The following is a 16,370-nucleotide window of genomic DNA, read 5'->3' as shown; positions in this document are numbered from 1 at the left end:
TCGTGGAGCTCGGGCGGGCGCCCGCGTCTCCGTTATCGGGCGGCCGGCGGGGTCCGTCCACGTCCCCGCCGGGTCACAGCCTGCCACAGCAGCGGCAGATGTCGCGGGCGCACGCCGCCGAGCAGCTTCGCGACGCGGTCCCAGCGGCCCTGCCGCAGGTAGGTTCCGAGGCTCTGCAGCTCGTACTGGAGCAGTTTCGGCGCGCCCTCGGCGGCGAAGCGCGCCGCCGCGTCGGCCAGTCCCGCGGACAGAGCCGCGAACCGCTCCGCCTGAGCGCGCGCTTCGGTCCCGGCGGGCTCGCCGGGTACGCCGTCCGGGTCGAGCTTCAGCGCCGCGAGTTCGAGGCCGTGGGCGGACTCGCCGAATCGCGCGGTGAAGACACCACTCTCGCGGCGCGTCAGCGCCGCGACCGAGGCCTCGAAATCCCCCGAGCGGCCGTCGAAGACCGCGTCGCCCATGCTGTACAGCACCAGTGTGCGGCCGACCCTTGCGGCGCCCTGCAGGACATGCGGATGATGTCCGAGCACCAGGTCGGCGCCCGCGGCCGCGATCGACTTCGCCATTCCGACGACGCGCGGGGGCGGAAAGTCCACGTACATGGATCCCCAGTGCACGCTCACCACGAGCACGTCCGCCTGAGGCCGCCAGCGCGCGAGGTCCGCGGCAACGAGTTCCGGCTCGAGCGGCGCGACGCCGGCCCGGCCGGACGTTGCGGCGTCGCCGCCGGCGGTCGCGTAGGCGAGCACGACGACCCGGACACCCCGGACCTCGATCCGCGCGGGGGTCCGCGCCGCCTCGAGATCGGCTCCAGCGCCGACCGCGGCCAGCCCCGCGGACCGACAGGCGTCGAGCGTTCGCGCGAGGCCCCGCTCGCCGCAGTCCATCATGTGGTTGTTCGCGAGCGACACGACGCGGAAGCCCGCGCGCGCGAGCGCCGCCGGCACCCCGGCGTCGTGGAAGAACTCGTCCGCGCGCCCCGGGCGAACCCAGGCGCGCTCGCCGACCGGGAACTCGAGGTTGGCGAAGGCCAGATCGGCGGCGCGCGCGTGCGGCGCCAGCGCCGCGAACGGCGCATCGGGCCCCTCGCTCGCGGCGCGCCGTCGCACCGAACCGAGGACGCCGACGTCGCCGACCGCGGCGAGCGTGAGCCGCAGCGCGCCCTCAGCCTCGAGCAGCCGCATGGGGCCCTCCCCCGCCGCGCCGCGCGAGCGCCTCGCGATACAGCGCCTCGGTTTCGCCGACCATGCGCGCGGCGGTGAAGCGCTCGCGCCAGCGCTCCCGGCCGGCCGCGCCGAGGACGGCGCGGCGCTGCTCGTCCGCGAGCAGGTCCGCCAGGGCCCCGGCCATCTCCGCCACGTCGCCCACCGGCACGATGCGGCCCGTGACGCCGTCGGCCACCGCTTCGGCGTTGCCGCCGACCGCGGTCGCGATCGCCGCGCGCGCCGCACGCATCGCCTCGAGCAGCGTCACCGACAGCCCTTCCCGCGAGGAGGACAGCACGAAAACGTCGCACGCCGCCATCAGGTCCGGCACGTCGTTCCTCGGACCGAGGAAACGAACCGCATCGCCCAGTCCCAGCTCGGCGTGCAGCGCCTGCAGACGCTCGCGCAGCCTGCCCTCGCCCGCGACGAGCAGCACCGCGCCGGGCGCGCGCCGTCGCGCGACGGCCATCGCCCGCAGGAGCACGTCCTGCGACTTCTGCGGCGTCAGGCTGCCGACGGTCAGGGCGACCGCCGCCGCGGGCGGAATGCCGAGCGCCGCGCGCGTCTGCGCGCGCGGCCGCGGCGGTGGCGCCTCGGCGATGCCGTTCGCGATCGTCACGAAGCGCTCCTCGCTGCCGCGGAATCGCGGCGCGTGGCTGGCCCGCGCGGCTTCGCACACGCAGATCACCCGATCCGTCAGGCGCGTGAGCATCGCCTCGACGGGCCCGTAGAATCGGAACGCCCGGCCCGGGTAGTGGATGCTGTGCTCGGTGCGCACCGCGACCGGCACGCCCGCGAGCCGCGCCGCGAGGGTTCCGTACATCGCCCCGCTCGGGTTGTGCCCGTTGACGACGTCCGCGCGACGCGCACGCAGCAGCGAGGTCAGCCGCACGAGGCCCGCCGCCCGCGCGGCGCCCTTGCCGAGCACGACGGTCTCCGCGCCGGCCGCGGCCGCCGCCTCGAGCGCGGGACCGCCGCGATTGAGCGCCACCACCGTGCTCTTGACCTCCGGCGACGCCAGGCGCACGTGCTCGACGACCAGCGACTCGGCGCCGCCCTGGTGCATCGCCTCGACGACGTGGACGACGCGCATCACGCCCGCTCCCCGCGCACCGGCGCGCCGCCGAAGAGTTCCCACAGCCGCGCGAAGCTGGCCTCGACGTCGAACGAGCCGCGCGCCGCTTCCCGCGCGAGGCCGCCCATCCGGTCGATCTCCCGCGGATCGCGCAGCAGTGGCCCGATCGCCCCGGCAAGCGAGCGCGGGTTCGCGCTTTCGCACAGCGCCCCGGTCCGGCCCGGCTCGATCGCCTCCTCGAGCCCCGCCGCGCGCGCGCCGACGACCGGCAACCCGGCGGCCATCGCCTCGACGATCACGTTCGGGATGCCGTCGCGCCGCCCGTTCGCCAGCACCTTGCTCGGGGCGAGCAGCAGCCACGCCGACGCGTAGAGCGGAGCGATCTCGTCGTGCGTGAGCGAACCCCGGAACTCGACCTGTTCGGCGACGCCGTGCGCGCGGGCCAGCGCGCCGAGCGCTTCGCGTTCCGGGCCGTCGCCGACGACCACGAGCCGGGGCCGCAGCCCGCGCCGCGCCAGCTCGCCGAGCGCCGCGACCGCGTCGTCGAATCCCTTGCCGGGCGCGAGCCGGCCGACGACCAGCAGCAGGGGCTCGGCCGAGCGGGCTCGCGCGATCGCGCCGAAGCGCGCGAGATCGGTTCCGTGCCACAGCCACTCGACGCGCCCGCCGGGCACGAGGCGGCGGAGCATCTCGGCGTTGCCGCGCACGCACGCGGTGGTGAAGTCGGCGGCGCGCACCTTGTGGGCGAGGAAGGCCTGCGTGCGGTAGAGGTCGGCGCCGGCGTGCGCGGCCATGCTGAAGCGCCGGCCCGCGAGCCGGGCCGCCAGCCAGGCCACCGAGGCCGGGAAGTGCGCCCACGCCCCGTGAACGCGCTCGAAGCCCTCGCGTTCGGCGATGCCGGCCACCCGCGCGGCGGCCGGCAGGTAGGCGAGGTGCCCGGCCAGCGCGTACGCGCTGCCGCGCGAGGCCCACAGCATGCGCGCCGCCCCGGGGAGCAGCACGTGCGGACGGCGCACCAGCCAGCCGAGCAGCGCCCACCACGAGCGCGGATCGAGCGGCGAGCCGACGGCGCGGGTCAGGGCGACGAGCGGCGCGAACTCCGGCTGGTACTGGTCGCCCACCGCCCGCAGGGTCAGCACCCGCACGCGAACGCCGCGCTCGTCCAGGCGCTTCACCTCGTTCTCGATGAACGCGGCCAGTGTGGGAAACGTCGTCGTCACGTAGAGCACCGATTTCACGCGGCGCCCTTTCGCTCCGAGGCGGCCGGTTCGCCGCCCCGCTCCAGGCCGAGCGCCTGCCGGTAGAACGCCTCGTGGCGGCGCACCATGGCCTCGATGCTGCGCTCGGCGATCATCGCCTCGCGTGCACGGGCGCCGCGGCGCGCGGCCTCGTCGGGTCGCGTCAGCACCTCGGCGAGGGCGTCCGCGAGCGCCTCCGGATCCTGCGCGGGCACGAGCCAGCCCGTTCGGCCGTCCTCCAGCACCTCGGCGTTGCCGCCGACGCGCGTCGCGACGCACGGCCGGGCCGCCGCCATCGCCTCGAGCAGCGCGTTCGGGATGCCCTCCTCCCGCGAGGAGAGCACGAACGCGTCGAAGGCCGGAAGCAGCCGGTCCACGTCGGAGCGCTCGCCGAGCAGCGAGACCCGCCCCGCGAGCCCGAGCGCGGAGATGTCCCCCTCAAGCGACGCGCGATCGGGTCCGTCGCCGGCGATCGCGCAATGAAAGCGGTGCCTGCCCGCGAGCCGCGCGAGCGCGCGCAGCAGCGTGCCGTAGTCCTTGCGCGGCGCGAGGCAGCCCACGCTGCCGACGAGCGGGGCGTCCGCCGGCACGTGTTCGAGCCCGGACAGCGCCTCGCGACGGCTCGCGCCGTCGAAGCGGGCGACGTCCACGCCGTTCTCGATCACCGTGACGCGCGAGGCCGGCACGCCGAGCGCGACGCTGCTCGCGGCCACTTCATGGCTCACCGCCGTGACGTGCGTCGCGAGCCGGTGTGCCAGCCGCTGGACCGCGATCTGGCGGGCGGACTCGAACGCGTCCACGTTGCGCTTGGCGACGCACACGACCGGCACGCCGCACAGCCGCCCGGCGAGGGCCGCGAACAGGTTCGGGCCGAACAGGTACCCGTGGATCACGTCGGGTCGGAACTCGCGGACCAGCGAGATCAGCCGCAGCAGTCCGCGCAACCCGCTCGCGTCGTAGAGGCGCCGTCCCACGCCGAGGTCGGTGATCGGCAGCCCGATGGCCTCGACGAGCGGCGTGAACGCGCCCTCGCGCTTCAGCACGGCGATGCGCACCTCGAATCGCCCGCGGTCGAGCCGCCGCCACATTTCGAGCAGATGGCGCTCGGCCCCGCCGGTCACGAAGTTGCCGGCGACGTAAAGGAGCCGGATGCGCCGTCCGCCGCGCGGCGCGCTCACGTGCCGGCCTCCGCACGCCGGCCGCGCAGCCGGTCGAACGCGCCGCGCAGCTCGGCCCGGACCATGGTCGCGGACGGTTTGCCGCCGGGGCCCAGGCTCGCCCCCTCGGGCAGCGCGCGGCGCGGCAGCCGGAAGTCGTCCGAAGCGCCGGTGCAGTCGCCCGCCCGGGTGGTCACCGCGTGGGCGAGCCGGGCGGCCCGCGCGGCGTCCACCGTCCGATCGTCGTGGTCCCCGACCGGATAGGCGAGCCCGCTCACGGCCGCGCCGGTGCGGGCGGCCGCGAGCGCGGCCGAGTCCGCGATCTCGCGCCGCTGCTCGCCCGGCGGCAGCAGGGTGAGAAAGGGATGCGTCAGCGTGTGCGCGCCGATCTCCATGCCCGCCTCGGCGAGCCGCGTGGCGAGCGGCCAGTCCGCCAGCTCGCAGGGTGCCGGCCCGCGCACGCCGAGCGTCTCGCGCAGCGCGTCGAGCCGCACGCGCTGCTCCGCGGGGGCGACCCGCATCAGCGGCAGCAGCCCGCGCAGCGCCGCCGACCGGCCCGGCGGCGTCGAGACGTCGAGGCCCAGCGTCGTCCCCGCCGCCTGCCAGCGCGCGACCGCGGTGCCGGCGTGCGCGAGCACGAACGCCAGTTCGTCCCACCACGGTGCGGTGCGCGAGTCCATCAGACCCGCGGTCAGATAGAAGGTGGCCTTCGCCCCGTGGCGCGCGAGGATCGGAAGCGCGCGCGTCACGTTGTCGGCGTAACCGTCGTCGAAGGAGAAGGCGATCGCGTGGCCCGGCCGGCCGTCGCGCAGGCGTTCCAGTCCCTCGCGCACCGTGCACGGCGTCGCGCCCGCGCGCACGCAGGTCGCGACCTGCGCCTCCAGCACCGATTCCGAGACCCCGAGATGGTAGAGCGCCCGCTCGCCTTCGGCGTACACGCGGTGGTGCCGCACGATCGTCAGGCGCGAACGGCCCGAGCGGGGCGAGAGGGGCCCCGAGGCGAGCGAGAGCAGCCAGCGCAGGGCGCGACCGCTCACGCCTCCTCCTCGCGCGCGCGGGACTCGCCGATCGCGACCTCGGCGAGCGCGCACAGCATCCAGAAGCTGCTCGCGATGACCACGTTGAAGAAGCGGTCCCCGAAGGCGCAGTTGACCGCCAGCGTGACGACCGCTCCGCACAGCCCGATCCCGAGCGCATGGTCGAACGCGTCGCGCGCCCGGCGCGCCGCCTTGTAACCCAGCATCCACGCCTTCCACATCAACCACACGAACAGCGTCAGGCCGATGAGGCCGGTTTCGGCGAGCATGCGCAGCCACGTGTTGTGGGCCGAGTCCTTGACCTCCTCGAGCCCGAGACCTTCGCCGATCTCGGGCAGCACGTACGCGAGGCCCGTGAACCCCACTCCCTCGATCGGATGATCCTTCACGACCTCGAGGATGCTCTGCCAGGTCTGGAGCCGGGCCTCCGAGGCCATGTCCACCGTGACCTCGTCGGTGCCTTCGACCTCCATGGACGAGGACTGGACGCGCTCCTTCACGTAGTCGGGAGCCCACAGCGGCGAGAACAGCATGGCGACGACGAGCAGGCCGAACGCCCAGCGCGACGACATCCACGCGACCACGAAGACCCCGGCGAGCAGGGCCACCATGCTGCCGCGCGACAGCGACATCATCACGCCGATGCTGGCGAGCACGAAGATCGTGAGCAGCACGGCCTTGCCGAACCCGTTCTTCACCCCGAAGACGCCGGCCAGCGCGGGCACCGCGAAGAGCGCGAGGAACGCGCCCAGATCGTTCGACTGGCCGATCGAACCGATCGCCCTTCCGCCGCGGCCGTTGCGGCCGTAGGCGATGGTGACGATGGACTCGACCAGCAACCCGACCATCACCGCCCACCAGACCCGGCGCCGCTCCTCGGGGCCGTGCGCCATCGCCATGACGATGAAGTAGGTCGCGAACGTCGTGCCGGCGCGAAACACGGTCGTGGCCCCGAGCGCCGCGTCGAAGCCGTATCCGGTGGGGAACGCCGCTCCGCGCACGACCGAGACGGCGATCACCAGCATCAGCAGGCCGAGCACCTTGCCGAGATGGTTCTCGGGCACGAGCGGCAGGCGGCGCACGATGCGGCTCGTGGCGTAGGTGCCGAAGATGGCGAACAGGAGGATGTTGAGCGGGTTGAGTCCCGGAACCGGCGTGGGCGGAATCCACGGCAGGAAAGGCGCGACGACCGGCAGCAGCAGCAGCCCGATCTTCGGGTTGAGCAGGACGAAGCCGAGCCCTGCGATGCCGAGCGAGACCTTGAAGATGCGGTGGGGGTCCTGGTCGAACGTGTAGTCGAGCACGAGCAGCGCGCCGACGAGGAGCGCCGACAGCGCCATGGCACCGAGCACGGGCAGGGCCCGGGCGAGCGCCGGCGCCTGACGCCGCGCCGCTCCGCGCGCCCGCTGCGCTTCGCCGCCGCCGGGCGTGGTCGTCGGGCTCACGGCGTCGCCCCGCCCGCGCCCGGCGGCGGCTCGAAGCCCGCGAGCCGCACGCGCCGCGGAGCCTTCAGGGACCCTGCGACCGCGCCGACCGACCGGCGACCGCGCAGGCGCTGCTGCAGCCCGCGCGGCAGGAACGAGGTCGCCATCGCGAGAAGAACGGGCGTGGTGAAGTCCGGCCACATCCACGAGCGCGCGAGGTGCGCGCGCGCCCTGCCCGGCTCGCCTTCGCGCAGGGCCGCGAGCGCGAGCCGGTAGTGATGGCGCGAAACGCGGCGCCGCGCGAGCCGGCGCAGTCCCTCCTCCAGCGTCGGATCGGACGCCATGCGGGCGAACAGCGTCGCGGCGCCGGCGTTGCGCTTGTCGGCCTGCGCCGACAGGCCGGTCTCGCGTGCGCGGTAGCGCACCAGCGGCCGGTGCGTGCCCACCGCCCAGCCGCCGCGCGAAAGCCGGATCCACAGGTCCACGTCCTCGGCGTGGCTCAGCGACTCGTCGAAGCCTCCGAGCGCTTCGAGCGCCGAACGCCGCGCCAGCACCGAGGAGGTGAGGATGAAGTTCACCTCGATGAGTTCCGCCACCGGACGGCCGCAGTAGGGATCCTGCAGATCCACCCAGCGCTCGAGCAGCGAATCGAACTCCCGTCCGTCGAGCGCCCGCACGGTGCCGTCACTGAAGCACCAGTCGGCGTGGGGCGCGGCCGCGAGCAGGCCGAGCGAAACGCGGTTCTTGTCGGGCGTCCACAGGTCGTCGGCGTCGAGGAACGCGATCCACGCCCCGCGCGCCGCGCGCCAGCCGGCGTTGCGGGCGGCGGCGGCGCTGCCGTAGGCGCCGGCCAGCACGCGCACCCGGTCGCCGAAACGTGCGCCGACGGCCTCGCCCGTGCCGTCGCTCGAGCGATCGTTCACGACCACGACCTCGTCCACCGGCAGGTCCTGGGCGAGCACCGAGTCCACGGCCTCGAGCACGTCCGGCATCGCGTTGTGCGCCGGGATCACGGCGGAAACCGTCGCCCGGCTCACGCGAGTCCCGTTCGTTCGCGGGCCTTCCCGCCGCCGTGTGCGCTGCGCACGGACGCCACGGCGGCTCGGCTCGGGAGGCAGGAACGGACCAACGGACGGACTCCAGGGCGATCGGCGCGGGCGTGTCTCAGCCTTCGGCCGCCTCGGTCGTGTACCCGTAGTAGTTGGACTTGTAGCCGTAGTACGTCGGCAGGAACTCGCCGAGGTCGTTCATCAGCACGCCGAGGATGTTGTCGCGCGCCTCGCGCTGCACCTTGACGCCGTACTCCACGGCCTTGCGAAGCGTTCCGCCCGCCTTGATCACGTAGATGACGCCCTCGACCGCACGCCCGACGATCAGCGGATCCGGCACGGCCAGGTTCGGAGCCGTGTCCACGACGACGAGGTCGTAGCGCTTGCGCGCCTCGGCGAGGAACCACTCGACCGAATCGGTGTCGATCATCTCGGCGGCCGGGCGGTCGCTGCGTCCCGCGGACAGGAAATCGAGGTCCGCGAGCGCCGTCTGGCGCACGAAGCGCTCGTCGAACTGCTTCGCGAGCAGCATCTGCGCGAGCCCCCAGCTGCTGCCGGGAACGCCGAGCGCGCGATGCAGGGCGGGACTGCGCAGGTCGAAGTCCACGAGCAGGGTGCGCTGCCGGTGCTCGCGCGCGAGCGTGATGCCCAGACAGGCGGCCGTCGTGGTCTTGCCCTCACCCCGCGTCGAACTCGTGACCATGATCGTGCGCGGCAGGGCCCGCCCGCGTGAACGCGCGAGATTCAGGTACAGCCGCTTGAACTCGAGGCCCAGCGGGCTCTCGACCTTGAAGCGCTGGATGAGCCCCTGGTCGCGCGGCGCGGGCAGGGCGCCCGGCGCGCCCGCGGCTGGCGAACCCCTCGCCGGCCTGCGGCTGCGGTTGAGCTCGTCCACGCGCGGGACCTGCCCGAGCACCGGCAGGCCGAGCAGGTGCTCGACCTCCTCGACGTTCTTGACGGACTGGTCGCTGTTCTCGACGACCAGCGCGGTGCCGATGCCGACGACGGCGCCGATCACGAACGCGAGCATCACGACCAGTGGCCGGTTGGGCTTGCCCGGCGACAGCGGCCGGTTGGCGGGCTCCATGACCACGAATCGCCCGCTCATCTTGGCCTGCTGGAACGCCTCGGCGATCTGCGCCGCGGCCGACTGCTGCTGGAACGTCGCATACAGCGTTCGCGCGCGCTCGACTTCGGCGGTCAGGCGCGTGATGTCCATTTCCCGGTTGGGCGCCATCACGACTTCGCTCTGGTAGGCCGAGACCTGCCCGCGCAGCCAGGAGCCCCAGGCTTCGCGAGCGGCGAGGTCGGCCTGCGCGACGCGGTAGCGCACGACCAGGTCACGCGCGTCCTGCGGCATCGCCGGGAACGCGCGATCGGCGGCGGCGGACAGCGCCGTTTCCAGTTCGGCGGTGCGGCGGGCGAGCGAAAGCCGGAGACTGGAGCCGCCGTTGGTGGTGCCCTCGGTCAGCATCGCCCGGCCGAGCTGAAGCTGCAGCGACGCGAGCTGGCCCGTGAGCGAGGTGATGTCCGGCCCCACGAGCGAGGCGGGATCGTTCTCCCTCACCCGGCCGCCGAACTGCCCGCGCAGGTCCGTGACGCGCTGGCGCTGCTCGTCCGCCTCCGTCCCCGCCTGTTCCAGCAACGACTGGGCGAGCCCGACGTTGTGTTCGTTCACGACCGAGCCCGTCAGAACGGTCGAAATCGCGTTGCGGCGGGCCGCCTCGAGCCGCGCCTCGGCTTCCTCGAGCGCGCGCTTGTAAACCTGCAGCTGCTCGGTGCTGAACTCCTGCTGCTGCTGCACGGCCTCGAGCTGTCGCGCCTTGGAGGAGGCGACGAACTGGTTCGCCACCGACTCGCAAAAGCGCTTCGCGCGGTCGGGATCGTAGTCGGCGACCGTCACCTGGAAGAGCTTGCCCTTGCTGCGCCGGATCGAGATGGCGTTGCGCAGGTAGTCCACGAGGAAGGCTTCGACCTGTTCGTCCGGCGAAAGACCCGGGAAGCGGGCCGCCGACTTGAGCGCCCAGGCCCGCGTCGCCGCGTCCTCCTTCGCGCCGGAGGACACCACCACGCTGCGCAGGAACAGGCTGCTCTGGATCTGCTCGCGCATGATGTCGGCCTGCTGGTCCACGTCCGGCCCGCCCGAGATCGCACCGAGCGGACCCTGCAGCGCCTGTCCGCGGTCCAGCAGCAGCACGGTGCTGCTGAACCACACCGGCTTGAGCATGAACGCGGCGGTCACGCCGATCGCGACGGCCAGCAGCCAGGGCAGCGCGACCAGCCATTTGCGCCGGCCCAGCACGCGCAGCAGCTCGCCCACGTCGAGCGAAGCGGCCCCGGGAAGTTCGTTCGCCTTCATTCGGTCGTCAGTTCCTCTGCCGGTTGTTCAGGTAGTCCACCAGCACGGCCACGTTGAGCAGGTCGCGCGAGACCGCGAGGATCGAAACGATGCCGGTCCACGGGTTCGCGCCCTTCGCCATCACCACGACGATGTCTCCGGACTTGATCGTGACCGGCGCGCGACTGCCGTGCTCGAGCACGTCGCGCAGGTCGTACGCGGTGACGCTGGTGCCGCTCTCCGAGCGCGTCAGCACGCGCACGCTGCGCAGGTTCGCCCGCTCGGTCGTGCCGCCCGCCGCCGCGATCACCGCCCAGACGTCCGCTCCTCCCCCGACCGGCACGAGTCCCGGCCGGTGGACCTCGCCCAGCACGCCGGCGCCCTCGCCGGGCGTCAGCGCCGTGCCCTGCCCGCCTCCCGGGATCACGCCCGAAACGATGATCGTGTCGCCCGCCTTGAGTTCGGGCAGCCGGCTCGTATCGCCTTCCCGCATCGCCGCGGCGACGTCGGCCTGCAGCGTGCGGCGCACGCCGTTCTCCATCCGCACGACCTGGACGTTTTCGAGGTTCGCGCCGGTGAGCGCGCCGCCCGCCGATCCGAGCACCTCGACGATCGAGGGGATGCGTTCGAACCCGTAGCGGCCGGGCGACGCCACCGAGCCCGACACGAACACGCTCCGGCTCATGTATTTCGCCACCGTCGCGGTGACCGTCGTCGTCTGCCGCAGGTAGGCCGAAAGCCGGTCGGCGACGCGCTCGCTCAACTGCTTCGTCGTCAGGCCCGCCGCCTTGATGTCGCCCACCGGTGGCAGCGTGATGTTGCCGTCGGCGCTGACCGTGACCGACCGCTCCAGCTCCGGATGCAGCCACACCGAGATCGCGACGACATCCTCGGGCCCGAGCACGTACTCGTCGGCGCGGGCCGGCGCCGGCGGCGCGAGGACCGCGGCGAGCATCGTCAGGGCGAACAGCGCCGGCGCCAGCCGCCGGCGAATGGACATGAGCCTCATCGATGCCCTCCTGGACCGTGCGCATTCCTTCGGCCCGCACGGTGAATCGTGACGCGGGCCCGACCGCCTCGTTCCCATCTTACTTCACGGCAGCGGCGGCCCGTCATGCCGCCGGCCTCGCCTTGACCGGTTCTGAATGACGAAGGACGGCCAGGGGGTGCTGGAGCACGACCCCGAACGTGCGGGCGAGCGTCCGCAGGTCGAGGACGAGCGACCGGTGGTCCACGTAGAAGAGGTCGTAGTGGACCCGGCGCACCACCCCGTCGGCCTCCGCGTCGGGGATGCGCGAGACCTGCGCGAGCCCGGTGATCCCCGGCAGCACCGAGAAGCGGCGCGCGTAGTCGGGCACGAGGTTCTGGAACCTCAGCACCAGTTCCTCCTTCTCGGGCTTGGGTCCGACCAGCGCCATCTCGCCGCGCAGCACGTTGAGCAGCCAGGGCAGCTTGTCGAGCCGGCGCCGAGCCGCCCAGCGCGAGACCGGCCCGAGGTCGCAGCGGAAGCGCGCGCAGGTGATCGGCTCCCCGAACAGGTCCTGGGTGCGTCGTTCGATGCTGCGGCGGTCGATCGAGACGTTCGCGGGGGTGGCGCGCCGCTGGCCCCTCCGCCGGGAGCGGCCGACCCGCACCTCGCGCAGCAGGAACTCGCGCTGGCCGCGCAACCGGCCCTCGAGCGCCAGCACCAGCCACAGCGGCGAACTGAGCGCGATCAGCAGCGCGGCGATCGCGACGTCCAGCGACTGCCGCAGCCGCTCGCTCGCGTCCAGAGGCGGAGGCGCGGGCGCCGCCACCGCCGCGGGCAGCTGAACGTCGGGCGTCACGGGCGCCGGCTGCAATCGCAGCTCCTCGGCCGTCGGCTCCCGATATTCGGGCACGATCTCGTGCAGCTGCTCCTTCACCGCTCCCGGCTCGCCGCCCTCGGCGATGCGCTCCAGCCGGGCGACGGCCGTGCGGAGCCCGGGCTCGTCGATCGTGTCCAGGTCCCAGGCGAGGATGCGTTCGTGGCGGGTGATACGCGTCTTCTCGGTGTGCGAGTGAAGCTCCTCGTAGAGCTTTTCTCCCGGGCGAAGGCCGGTGAAGACGATGTCGATGTCCTCGCCCTCGCGCAGGCCGGCCAGGCGCACGAGCTGGCGCGCGAGATCCTGGATGCGCACCTGCTCGCCCATGTCGAGCAGGAAGAGTTCGCCGCCCCTGCCCATCGCGCCCGCCTGCAGCACGAGCCGGACGGCCTCGGGAATCGTCATGAAGTAGCGGCGGGCCTCGGGATGGGTGACCGTCAGCGGACCGCCGCGCTGCAGCTGGCGCTGGAACAGCGGAATCACCGAGCCGTCGCTGCCGAGCACGTTGCCGAACCGCACCGCGCAGAACCGCGTCGTGCTGCGCTGCGACGCGCTCTGCAGCAGCATTTCGCAGACGCGCTTCGAGGCTCCCATGACGCTCGAGGGGTTCACCGCCTTGTCCGTCGAGATCAGCACGAACTTGCGAACGCCATGGCGATCCGACGCGTCCACCAGGTTGCGCGTGCCGACGATGTTGTTCAGCACCGCTTCGCGCGGGCTCGATTCGAGCAGCGGTACGTGCTTGTGCGCCGCCGCGTGAAAGACGACGTTCGGACGAAACCGCGCGAACGCCGACTCGATCCCCGCGGCGTCGCGGATGTCGCAGACGACCGCGTGCACCGCGTAGCCCGGGCGCTGCGAAACGATTTCGTTGTTGATGAAGTACAGCCCGTTTTCGGCGTGGTCGAGCAGCACGAGTTCCGCAGGGCCGTATTCGGCGATCTGGCGGACGAGCTCCGAGCCGATCGACCCGCCCGCTCCCGTGACCAGCACGCGCTGGCCGTTCAGAAAGGTTCCCAGCTCCACGAGATCGAGCTGCACCGGCTCTCGCCCCAGCAGATCCTCGATGCGGATGTCGCGGATCTGCGCCAGCGAAGGCCGCGAGCCCTGCTGCTGCAGGTCGGCCAGCCCGGGCAGCGTCTTGATCCGCACGTTGGCTTCGGTGCACACGCGCGCGATCTCGCGCAGCACGCGGCCCGGAAGGGCCGCGTCGCTCGAGATCACCATCTCGACGTGCCGGTCGCGCAGCACCGCGGGCAGGTCCGCGATCGTGCCGAACACCTTGAGTCCCTCGATCAGGTGGCCGGTCAGCCGCTGGTCGTCGTCGAGGAAGCCGATCGGCATCAGCGATTCCTCGCCCGAGCGGCGGCGGCGCATCTCCTGCACCAGGTCCACGCCGGTGTGGTCGGCGCCGATCACGAGCGTCGGCACCGAGTGTCCGCTGAAGGAGCCCAGCACGCGGTCGCGCGACAGCCGCCACGCGAAGCGCACGCCACCGATCGCGACCAACTCCAGCAGCCAGACGAGGACGATCAGGCTCGAGGGAAATTTGCGGTCGGGAATCAGGAACAGCAGCAGGACCAGCGCGGCCGCCGAAAGCGTGACGCCCTTGAAGACCTGGAACAGCGTCACGGTGCTCGCGTAGCGCCACAGGCCGTGGTACAGGCCGGCGAGGAAGAAGCCGAGCAGGCTGAGCAGCGTGAACGCGGGCGCGAGATCGAGGTAGCCGTTCCAGAAGCGAGCCGGAATCTGACCCTCGAAGCGGAGCATGAGCGCCGCCACGTAGGCGAGGTTGACGATCAGCGTGTAGCCGAGCGTCAGCACGAGGAACCGGGGTGCTTTTCGGAACGACATTCGGTCGCGGAGACCTTCGCAGGAGAGTCGAGTCGCCCGCCCGCCGCGGGCCACCCGGGGAGATTCGTCGCCGGAGAATGCCGATCCCCGGAGCGCAACGCCGGGGCCGCCGGAGCACGGCGAAACCCCGAACCGAGAAAGCAGATGCAAGCGACGCGCCTGCGGGCCCGAGGGCGAAACCGGGGATGCTTTCCGTCCCGAGCCGAGCACTTCGACCGCCGGCGCCGTCGTGAAGCCGCTTCACCCGCGTGACCTTGGGCGCGAGTGGCAGGCATACTAGGCAGCCGGTCTGGCAGCGTCAAATGAAGCGCAGAAAAGAGCTTATGGCGCACGAGCGACCGGCCGGGTCGGCCGCCCGTTGGCGGGATCGTGCGCCGCCGGGTCCGGGCCTGCAGCCCCGGGTGAGCGTCTCCGTCACGGGCCGCGCGGTGGGGTCTGCGCCAAAAAACCCTCCACCCGGGGAGCGCTGGTGGAGAAGGCGCGGCCGCCGGGACCTAGTCGGCCTGCTCCAGCAGCATGCGCGCCTCGGCCCGGATGCCCTCGCGGAACTCCCGCGGCGCGAAGCCGAGGTCCTCGCGGGCCGGACGGATGTCCACGGCCTTGGACTCGGCGAGGCGAAGCACCTGCTCCGGGCTGACGGGAAACGGCAATCGCAGCCGCCTCGCCAGCACCGCCGCCGCGTGCGCCGGCGCGAGCGGGACCGGCACGATGCGGGCCCTCCTCCCGAGGGCCTCCGCGCACTCGTGGATGACCGTCGCGAGAGGGATCGCCTCTGGTCCGCCGACGTCGTACTCGCGGCGCGCCGCCGCGGGGCGCTCGAGTGCGGCCACGATCGCATCCGCGAGATCATCCACGTGCACCGGCTGCTGGGGTGTGCGGCCGCCGAGCGGCGCCGGGACGATCGGCCAGCGTCGCAACCAGCGAAGCAGTCTCACGAGGTTCCGGTCACGGGGAGTGCCGTAGATCATGCTCGGACGCAGGATCGTCCATGCGAGCGCCGAAGCGCGCAGCGCCTGCTCGCCGGCGCGCTTGGCGTCGGCCCCCCGGCTCGCGAGCTTCGTGTAGACGCCGGCGGAGCTGACGAACACGCCCGCCGCGACGCCGGCCGATTCGATGGCCGGCAGCATCCCGGGCACGAGCGCGAGTCCCGCCAGGTGGACGACCGCTCCCGCGCCGTCGAACGCGCCGCGCAGGGACGCCGGTTCCGCGAGGTCGCCGTGCCGAACCTCGAGCTCGGCGAGCGGCGGGAGCGGCGAAGGGTCGCGACCGGGCCGCAGCACGGCGAGCACGCGCACCCCGCGCCTCGCCAGCCGCGGCAGGAGTCTCGAAGCGACGAAACCGAGCGCGCCCGTCACCGCGACGACGCGATGCGGAAATCCGGGCGACCGTGATCCGGCGGCGCTCACGGCTCCCGCCGCGGGCGGGGTCGCTCCGCCGCGCCCGCTGCCCTATGCTCGCGCCGGTCAACCACGATTCACCCCTGCGCAGTGGAGACCGTGGCCATGCCCAGCGAGAACACGGAGGCCGGAGCGCTGTCGCGCCGGCTCGAACGGCTCACCGCGGCGGTCGCCGCATTGTCCGTCGGCTTCGCGCTCGCCGTCTTCTGGGCGTTGCTGCCGCGGACCGAGGTGGTCGCGCAGCGCTTCCTGCTGGTGGACGGCGACCAGCACTGGCGCGGGGCGCTCGCGCTGGACGAAAGCGCAAGCCCGACCGTGCGCCTCAACGACGTGTCCGGCCGCGCGGTCTTGTACGGCGTCATCCGGCCCGACGGATCGCCGCGCCTGCGGCTGTCCGACGCCGGCGGACGCAACCGCATCGTGCTGGAGGTCGGCGCGGACGGTTCGCCTCGCGTGCAGTTGCTCGACGCGAATGGCCGCACGGGCGTGGACGCCCGGCTGGCCGAGGACGGGCGCCCCGAACTCGACATGCGCTGGGGCTCGGAGTTCCGCCACCTCACGCTCCCGGATTCGACGGGCGCCGGCGGCGGACCCGCACGCTAGTCGCGACGGCGCGCTCCAGCAGCGAAGTTGGTAGCGCTACGGGGATTCGAACCCCGGTTTGATGGCTGAGAACCACCCGTCCTAGACCCCTAGACGATAGCGCCACACGGCTTGCGGCCCACGGTCCCGCCGCGAAGCGGGCGGCAATCTAC

The 16,370-nt window shown here is 73.0% G+C and carries 12 protein-coding genes and 1 tRNA gene; 1 reads left to right on the top strand and 12 read right to left on the bottom strand.

The genetic code is table 11. The features are described 5' to 3' along the window. Nucleotides 1-32 precede the first annotated feature (32 nt). The 11 genes from IT347_10000 to IT347_09950 all read right to left on the bottom strand — a co-directional run bounded on the left by IT347_10000 (nucleotide 33) and on the right by IT347_09950 (nucleotide 15,624). Nucleotides 33-1,181 carry a CapA family protein gene (locus IT347_10000; GenBank protein MCC6349904.1) on the bottom strand — a complete coding sequence of 383 codons (1,149 nt, stop codon included), beginning with the start codon at nucleotides 1,179-1,181 and terminating at the stop codon, nucleotides 33-35. Beyond that, nucleotides 1,162-2,298 carry a glycosyltransferase gene (locus IT347_09995; GenBank protein ID MCC6349903.1) on the bottom strand — a complete coding sequence of 379 codons (1,137 nt, stop codon included), beginning with the start codon at nucleotides 2,296-2,298 and terminating at the stop codon, nucleotides 1,162-1,164. Before IT347_09995 ends, IT347_10000 begins: the two co-directional genes overlap by 20 nt. Next, nucleotides 2,295-3,515 (bottom strand): glycosyltransferase family 4 protein, encoded by a 1,221-nt coding sequence (locus IT347_09990; GenBank protein MCC6349902.1) that lies wholly within the window; start codon nucleotides 3,513-3,515, stop codon nucleotides 2,295-2,297. Before IT347_09990 ends, IT347_09995 begins: the two co-directional genes overlap by 4 nt. Continuing rightward, nucleotides 3,512-4,693, bottom strand: coding sequence for a glycosyltransferase (locus tag IT347_09985; GenBank protein MCC6349901.1), 1,182 nt, complete (start codon nucleotides 4,691-4,693; stop codon nucleotides 3,512-3,514). The genes IT347_09990 and IT347_09985 overlap by 4 nt, the downstream gene beginning before the upstream one ends. Then, nucleotides 4,690-5,709 (bottom strand): polysaccharide deacetylase family protein, encoded by a 1,020-nt coding sequence (locus tag IT347_09980; GenBank protein MCC6349900.1) that lies wholly within the window; start codon nucleotides 5,707-5,709, stop codon nucleotides 4,690-4,692. Before IT347_09980 ends, IT347_09985 begins: the two co-directional genes overlap by 4 nt. Continuing rightward, nucleotides 5,706-7,154: an O-antigen ligase family protein gene (locus IT347_09975; protein ID MCC6349899.1), complete on the bottom strand. Its 1,449-nt coding sequence runs from the start codon at nucleotides 7,152-7,154 to the stop codon at nucleotides 5,706-5,708. Before IT347_09975 ends, IT347_09980 begins: the two co-directional genes overlap by 4 nt. Next, on the bottom strand, nucleotides 7,151-8,170 hold the full coding sequence (locus tag IT347_09970) for a glycosyltransferase family 2 protein (protein ID MCC6349898.1): 1,020 nt from the start codon (nucleotides 8,168-8,170) through the stop codon (nucleotides 7,151-7,153). The genes IT347_09975 and IT347_09970 overlap by 4 nt, the downstream gene beginning before the upstream one ends. Before the next feature lie 127 nt (nucleotides 8,171-8,297). Then, entirely contained in the window at nucleotides 8,298-10,541 is a 2,244-nt protein-coding gene (locus IT347_09965) for an AAA family ATPase (protein MCC6349897.1), read from the bottom strand. A 7-nt stretch (nucleotides 10,542-10,548) separates the two neighbouring features. Continuing rightward, entirely contained in the window at nucleotides 10,549-11,529 is a 981-nt protein-coding gene (locus IT347_09960; GenBank protein ID MCC6349896.1) for a polysaccharide biosynthesis/export family protein, read from the bottom strand. Nucleotides 11,530-11,632: 103 nt separating this feature from the next. Next, entirely contained in the window at nucleotides 11,633-14,218 is a 2,586-nt protein-coding gene (locus IT347_09955) for a polysaccharide biosynthesis protein (protein ID MCC6349895.1), read from the bottom strand. A gap of 494 nt (nucleotides 14,219-14,712) precedes the next feature. Continuing rightward, on the bottom strand, nucleotides 14,713-15,624 hold the full coding sequence (locus IT347_09950) for an NAD(P)H-binding protein (protein ID MCC6349894.1): 912 nt from the start codon (nucleotides 15,622-15,624) through the stop codon (nucleotides 14,713-14,715). 96 nt (nucleotides 15,625-15,720) lie between these two features. Between IT347_09950 and IT347_09945 the strand changes: the two genes are divergently transcribed. After that, the gene (locus IT347_09945; protein ID MCC6349893.1) at nucleotides 15,721-16,218 is read left to right on the top strand and encodes a hypothetical protein; all 498 of its coding nucleotides are present in this window, start codon (nucleotides 15,721-15,723) and stop codon (nucleotides 16,216-16,218) included. A gap of 28 nt (nucleotides 16,219-16,246) precedes the next feature. Here the strand turns inward: IT347_09945 and IT347_09940 are convergent. Beyond that, nucleotides 16,247-16,322: transfer RNA gene (locus IT347_09940), tRNA-Glu, on the bottom strand. Nucleotides 16,323-16,370: the final 48 nt, after the last annotated feature.

This window comes from Candidatus Eisenbacteria bacterium (assembly GCA_020847735.1).
In the GTDB taxonomy this organism is placed as follows: Bacteria; Eisenbacteria; RBG-16-71-46; order RBG-16-71-46; family RBG-16-71-46; genus CAIXRL01.
The sequence above is the reverse complement of the archived record's forward strand: the minus strand, read 5'-3'. Positions and strand labels throughout refer to the sequence as shown.